Genomic DNA, 6,745 nt, shown 5'->3' on the forward strand with positions numbered 1-6,745 from the left:
GTGCTCCAGCAATTACTGCTAAGATTCCTGCTACTGCTGTATTTGCCAACCATTTTTCAGCAATAATTTCAGCTAAAACTACTGCTAAACTAAGAGTTGAAATTAATACAAATATTGCCCCTATGGAGATAATCAAGCTGACAATTATACCCACAATAGGATTCACATCTTCATTGCCATTAAACCAATAACTTACACCTTCGATAATCTGGCCACCCCTGAACATTCTTAATTTTCCGAATAACCAAACAATAGAATCTGGCGCTTCGGAAAACCCTAACCAACTGAAATACTGATGAACTTTTTCCTCTCTAATTCCTAATAGTGCAAGTATTGGAATTGTTAGTACCATAAGAGAAAGTAGATAAAATAAATATTTTATTGTTTCGGCAATTCCTTGACGAATAGTAATTACTAATAAACCAATATTGACAAATTCTAGAAATGTAAAAATGGCTGTGCCAAAATGATTTGCTTCCTCTAATTTAGAGCGCAGAAAACGTATGGAAAAATGGACGGCAATATATGCTGCGAGACCTGCAGTTATAGATAGGATAGCTGTAACAATAAATATGATGATTTTCTGAGATTTTGTTAATCCTGCTAAAGCATAATTGAACTTAGCACCTGTGAGATTTGCATTGGTAAAATCTGCTCCTCTTATATCTGCAAAAGAGAAGTCTTGACCAGTCAAATCTCGATTTTTAAATGAACGACCTTGATAATTTTTTCGTGGTTGTGTGGATGTATGAATTAGCATTATATTTGCCCCTGAAAAATTAAGTGATTCTTTTTTATCCGCCAAGAAATTTATTTATTGGCTCACAGCAGAAGTCATCTTTAGATGACTAATAACTGTTAACTGATAATTGATAACTGATAACTGATAACTGATAACTGATAACTGATAACTGAAAAGTGGTTGTTTAGATGAATGAATTAACATTAGATTTACCCCTGAAAAATTAAGTGATTCTTTTTCATCCGCCAAGAAATTTATTTATTGGCTCACAGCAGAAGTCATCTAAAGATGACTAATAACTGTTAATTGATAACTGATAACTGTTAACTGATAACTGATAACTGTAAAGTGGTTTTCTGGATGTATGAATTAGCATTAGATTTACCCCTGAAAGTTTAAGTAGAAAATTTATTTATTCTGTAATTCTTTTTCATCCGCCAAAAATAAATTTCTTGGCTCATACATAAATTATTTTTGACTTTTGACTTTTGAATTTTGACTTCCCGATCAATTGACCGGGATTATGATTATAAGGATTGATAATTTTCAGAGATTCAATGACTTTTTTCCCTCGATAAATTATGGCGTTGATAAAACTGATTAAGATGTCTTTACTCTGTTCGGAACCGAAGATTTTTTTAAAGATATAATCAACTTTCGGACTGATAAATTTCATAGTAATTTTTCTCCTTTAATAATTGATATATGTACATTGCTCGCGGGCAAGATGGTAAGCATTCCGGAAGAAATGCTTACTTATTATTAAACTCACTCATAAATTATTTTTGACTTTTGCCTTTTGAATTTTGACTTCTAACTTTCCTCCAACCAATTTTCTAAATCTGCCAAACTATTAAAATTCAAAAATGCCTTGACCAAACTTTCTAAATTTGCCAAAGGTAGACTTTCTACCCGCTCTTTAATATCTTCAGAAACTTCTCCAAAACGTTGAGTAATTAAAAGCATAATTAGAGCGATCGCTTCTTTTTGACGTCCTTTTACTTCACCTTGTTCTGCCGCATAAGTTATCCGTCCTCTTTCATCTTGCATTGCAATTGCGCGACGCTCAACTATGTCTAATTCTTCCGCTGTCAGATTAATTTTATTGGCAATATTTAAAGCCTTTTCTATTTCGGCAACTTCTCCTAAATTTTCCGGTATCTCATCCAAATGAGTCGCCTCTTTCAGAAAATAAATCCATTTATCAGCTAAAGTATTTAACTCAGACAAAGCCTTCTTAAATTTTGGCAATTCTACAAAAATTAACGTAAGCATTCAGCTATTAGCAGTCAGCTATCAGCAACAAGATTCTCTTGTTAAGGACAGTGTTTAAATTAACAACTGACTTTAAGGACAAGGAAGGGAAGCAACTTTTTTAGTAAGACAATTAAATATTGCTTTTATCCTAAACTAAAAGTAATAGCTGATAGCTGATGGCTAACTGCTGAATGCTTACAAATTAACTGCAATTGCTCATCCAGACATTCAAATTTTTTAGTCTTCTCCTGAAAGACAAATTGATTAATCGCATCCTCAGTCTTTTTGAACAAGATAAAATCTGTAATTGTCACAGCGATCGCTGGATTTAGTAACAGATAATTTTCTCTTGTTTCTAACTGGTTGTCACAAACTTTAGCTAGGTTATAAGCGACTCTTTTATTAAAACCAGTCATTCTAGCAACCTGCATTTCAATTACTACAATAGAGCCATCTATTAAAACTGCTTTGACATTCAATGTAGGGGCGAATGGCCATTCGCCCCTACACATTTTGGGATTATAGGGATTAACAATTGTGAGAGATGCAATGCTTTTTTCCCCTCCATAAATTATGGCGTTGAGAAAGCTAATTAAAATGTCTGTACTCTGTACCGAACCGAAGATTTTTTTAAAGATATAATCAACTTTCGGACTGATAAATTTCATAGTAATTTTTCTCCTTCAATAATTGATATAGGTACATTGCTGGCGAGCAAGATGCCTGCACTACAGATAACTGATCGGAACCAAAGATTTTTTTAAAGACATAATCAATTTTGGGGCTGATAAATTTCAGGGTAATTTTTCTCCTTATTATTAAACTCACTCATAGATTATTTTTGACTTTTGCCTTTTGAATTTTGACTTCTAACTTTCCTCCAACCAACTTTCTAAATCTGCCAAACTATTAAAATTCAAAAATACCTTGACCAAACCTTCTAAATTTGCCAAAGGTAGACTTTCTACCCGCTCTTTAATATCCTCAGAAACTTCTCCAAAACGTTGAGTAATTAAAACCATAACTAGAAAAATTGCTTCTTTAATCCTTCCTTGTTTTTCCGCATAATTTACCTGCTCTCTTTCCTCTTGCATTGCCCTTTCTAAACGCTCAACTATTGACTGATAATTGTTAACTGCTAACTGATAACTGAAAAAAGACATCATATATTCACTTTGCTGATGATAGATGGAAATTTTTTCCTCCTGACTAAGAGATTTTTCCTGATACTTTTCCGCCAACTTACCCACATCTTCCTGATAAAACTCAGTCAACTGCTGATGAATTTTTCCCTTACTTGCTTCCGCAGGCACACTAATTTTAATTACCACCATCCCATCCCCCTTATTCTCCATACTTTGAATTGCCATACTTATCCCCTCATCTTCTATTTTCACCCGTTGAAAAGCAGACATAAAAGCTTTCCCATCAATGCCATTACGGAAAATTAAATCCACAGTATGAAAATTTTGAGCAAATAATTTTGTAAAATCTCCCGGTGCAAAATTTCCACTACTAGGACGACGCTCTCTATCATTTGTTTGTGGTTTTGCCGACTCTAATAAATAGATATATTCCGACTCGACCTCGTCCAAAATAGTAGTGTGATTAATATTCCAAGATTCTAAACAAACTCCTGTCATTTTTGCCTCGGTAAAATTAGTACCAATTGCCAAAACTTCCTTTAAATTTGCTCCATCCAAACAAGCACCTTCCAGAGCAGCTTCACTCAAATCTGCTATTGTTAAATTGCTCCGAGTTAGGTCAGCACTTCTGAGATTTGCCCCTCGAAGATTGACACTTATATATTGTTGATTTATGCCATTTCCGGTCACTAACAATTCTCGAATTTTCGGGTCAATTAATATTGTGGTTCTGATTCTGGCAAATGTTAAATATTCGGCTTTGCGCCAGAGGGTATGAGTCACATTAGCTAATCTAAAATCGGTACTTTTTAGGCAGGCATTACTAAAGTTAGCCTCGTTAAGATTAGTATTTTTAAAACTCGTTCCTCCTATTGCCCCAATAGCAACAGCAAGTCGGCGAATAGTTAGATTATTTTTGTCTTCTGCTAATATTTTTCTGGCGAGATAACCAGCTATAGAGATTAATAATATAGATAGAATTATTGCTATTACATAAGTGCCAATACCAAGAACAACTCCCTTTGCAGCTTCCGAGCTAAATATAAATGTTCCATAGCGATCGTCTAGATTTTTAACGACACTTCCAGTAATAATTATTGTGAAAATTCTCGACCAAGCTATGACTGAATTTTTCTGGTGTTTTTCAGATTTTATTTCAGCTAAAACTACTGCCAGACTCAGGGTAGTAATTAATACTAATATTGCCCCAACTGAAATAATTAGACTAACAATTATACTAACAACTATATTTACAGAGTCAGCGTCGGTTAATAGGTTAGTTACTCCCTCAATAAGATTGCCACTTCTGAAAGCTTTTAACTCTTTTGAAAGTTCAATAATTTCTGGGGAGGGAGGTCGATTAATTCCAAAAAAATTGAACCATTTTGAGAGATTTTTTTCACTCATGGCAAAAGCTGCTAATCCCGGAACGATAAATATTATTAGGGGAATGCCAGAGAATAAGTATGCTAAAGCTTTTTTGATTCCTTGCCGAATTGTGACTAATAATATGCCAATGTTGATAAATTCCAGGAGTAAAAAAATCAAGAAACCAATCTGAATGGGAATAGGATTAGTAATTTTAGGAATAGCAAGTTTGAGGGGAATATAAACTGCTGTAAATGTGGCAAATACTGAGGTTGTGCAAAGGAAAAAAATCAAAATAGAAAGTATAATTTTCCAAGTTTTTGTTAGTCCTGCTAAAGCATAGCTGAAGTTAGCACCTACAAGATTAGCATTTGTGAAATTTGCACCTCTAATATCCGAGTAAGAAAAGTCTTCATGAGAGAGGTCTTGATTTTTAAAAGAACGACCTCGGAGATTTCTGCGACGATAATTTTCCATAATTTTTTCAAGAAGGAAGAAGGAAAAGGGAAGAAGGAAGAAGGAAGAAGGAAGAAGGAAGAAGGAAGATTGTAGGGGCGGGTTCCGCGTTAAGTTAATGGTTTTACCCGCGACCTGGTGAACCCGCCCCCCCACCAATAATCTAGTGCATAAAATTAGCTGCGTCAGTCCAGTATGCTAGGTTAGTTCTGCTGTATAAATCTGTCGCAGGGCACCATTTTAGTTGTGTAATTCCGCTAAGTTATAGATAATTTCCCATGACTTTTTGGCAATAAATTCAATTTTTTTGTGGCAGGAGCAAAACGGCCATTTGCCCCTACATTTAGATTGATATATCGTTATTTTTTAATTAGGTATGACTACCGAATAATTAAGGTTTAAAGCCTCTCCTTTAAAGGAGAAACAAGAAAAAGTTTTCCTTTGAGTCTTACCTCTTCTTTTCAAGAAGAGGTAATTCTAAATTCTAAATTCTAAATTCTAAATTATTGAACTGGAATAGTCCCAAGGCGGGCAAAATTTATTCGCATTATATAAAGGATAAATAAAATTTAATTTCCCAACCTTAAACTACTATTCCAAATAAAATTCCTCAATAACTCTCGCCTCTCCCAACGCCACAGCAATACTAAACTTTTCTCCTATTTCAGTAGTAAAATTTAACTGAATAAAATTATCCGCATCGCGAGATTCTACAAATGTTAATTCTTCCCCAAACTCATCCATAACTATTAACCTAACTCCCGGTAGTAAATAAACTTGTTCCCCCATCGGATGTACTTGAATATTCACATCTTTTTCAGTCTCATTTTCTGAAAGTAAATGCACAATTAAAGCTACCGACTCCTCAGCAACTCGCATTCCTAGATCAATCTTTTTACCCCGGGATATCCTCACTGAACTACGAAAACTATAACCAATTTCAGCTTGCTCAAAATTTAAAACCTCCTCAACAGTTTGCCAACCAGTTTCAAATATTCCCTCAAACCATTGCAATAAATTTGTAGCAGTCGAGCGATCGCCTCCCAACCTCTGCTCATACAACATCCGCAATAAATTCTGATTTTCTAACAACGCTCCCCATTTTTCAAACTCCACCTCCAACCTGGGAGAATAAGGAGACGATCGCCCCAACTGTGTCACCAAAGCAGTTGCCTCATCTACAGACAAACTTTCTATTGCCTCAACTGATGGTTTTGCCTGGGGACAAAGTTCCCGCGCTACCCACATGACATTTAAATCTTCAGTCATAAATTCTTGACCTAAATAATAGATGCGGTCTAATTCGTTATAGTTTGCTTTGCTTTTGAGATTTTGATAACTGGTGTAACCCCAAATTCTCATCCGATATTCTTCCGGTTCCATCACTGCTGCCAAATAATAGTCACCTACCAAAGTTGGCAAGTCTACCCACTCCTGGGGAATGGCAAATTCTTCTGTATCTAATTCTTCTGTTGGTATGAGAATAATTCGAGTTTCTCCTATGGAAATAGCACTGCCATTTACCAGTTCCCAAATTTGATTTAAACTTTCTAAGTTTAGTGATATTTGTGGTATTTCTTCTGGTTGTGTATCTTCTGTTAAATATTTAATTGTCATATTTAAACAAAGACTATTTAAAAAGCATTCCACCGAGCAGCATCATTAGAATAATTTTGAGATTCTTGCCAGAGTTGTTCGGTTTCTTCTGGAGAATTTTCTAATAATAATTGGTCTGGAAATACTATTGTTAATTCATCTATAGTTAATGTCATTTCAG

6 protein-coding genes and 1 pseudogene are annotated in these 6,745 nt (G+C 34.8%); all 7 read right to left on the minus strand.

Annotated elements, in window-relative coordinates; genetic code table 11:
• Nucleotides 1-760: pentapeptide repeat-containing protein (locus SAGCYANO_RS16490; RefSeq protein WP_202221078.1), on the minus strand; the 760-nt coding region annotated here is incomplete at its 3' end.
• 54 nt (nt 761-814) lie between these two features.
• Nucleotides 815-946, minus strand: a complete 132-nt coding sequence (locus SAGCYANO_RS47630; RefSeq protein WP_255502576.1) for a hypothetical protein — start codon at nt 944-946, stop codon at nt 815-817.
• A 322-nt stretch (nt 947-1,268) separates the two neighbouring features.
• Nucleotides 1,269-1,418: pseudogene (locus tag SAGCYANO_RS16495) on the minus strand (PD-(D/E)XK nuclease family transposase); the annotation flags it as partial.
• A 137-nt stretch (nt 1,419-1,555) separates the two neighbouring features.
• Nucleotides 1,556-2,017 (minus strand): DUF4351 domain-containing protein, encoded by a 462-nt coding sequence (locus SAGCYANO_RS16500; protein WP_202221079.1) that lies wholly within the window; start codon nt 2,015-2,017, stop codon nt 1,556-1,558.
• 125 nt (nt 2,018-2,142) lie between these two features.
• Entirely contained in the window at nt 2,143-2,667 is a 525-nt protein-coding gene (locus SAGCYANO_RS16505; protein WP_307785906.1) for an Rpn family recombination-promoting nuclease/putative transposase, read from the minus strand.
• A 201-nt stretch (nt 2,668-2,868) separates the two neighbouring features.
• Nucleotides 2,869-4,989 carry a pentapeptide repeat-containing protein gene (locus tag SAGCYANO_RS16510; protein WP_237396233.1) on the minus strand — a complete coding sequence of 707 codons (2,121 nt, stop codon included), beginning with the start codon at nt 4,987-4,989 and terminating at the stop codon, nt 2,869-2,871.
• A gap of 570 nt (nt 4,990-5,559) precedes the next feature.
• Nucleotides 5,560-6,618, minus strand: a complete 1,059-nt coding sequence (locus SAGCYANO_RS16515) for a DUF1822 family protein (RefSeq protein WP_255502577.1) — start codon at nt 6,616-6,618, stop codon at nt 5,560-5,562.
• Nucleotides 6,619-6,745 lie beyond the last annotated feature (127 nt).

The organism is Okeania sp. KiyG1 (genome assembly GCF_014132355.1).
Taxonomy (GTDB): Bacteria; Cyanobacteriota; Cyanobacteriia; order Cyanobacteriales; family Microcoleaceae; genus Okeania.

Bases quoted from the DNA above. Each gene is read 5' to 3' on its own strand.
- SAGCYANO_RS47630 (WP_255502576.1), bottom strand. From the start codon at position 946: ATGTTAATTCATTCATCTAAACAACCACTTTTCAGTTATCAGTTATCA.
- SAGCYANO_RS16500 (WP_202221079.1), bottom strand. From the start codon at position 2,017: ATGCTTACGTTAATTTTTGTAGAATTGCCAAAATTTAAGAAGGCTTTG.
- SAGCYANO_RS16505 (WP_307785906.1), bottom strand. From the start codon at position 2,667: ATGAAATTTATCAGTCCGAAAGTTGATTATATCTTTAAAAAAATCTTC.
- SAGCYANO_RS16510 (WP_237396233.1), bottom strand. From the start codon at position 4,989: ATGGAAAATTATCGTCGCAGAAATCTCCGAGGTCGTTCTTTTAAAAAT.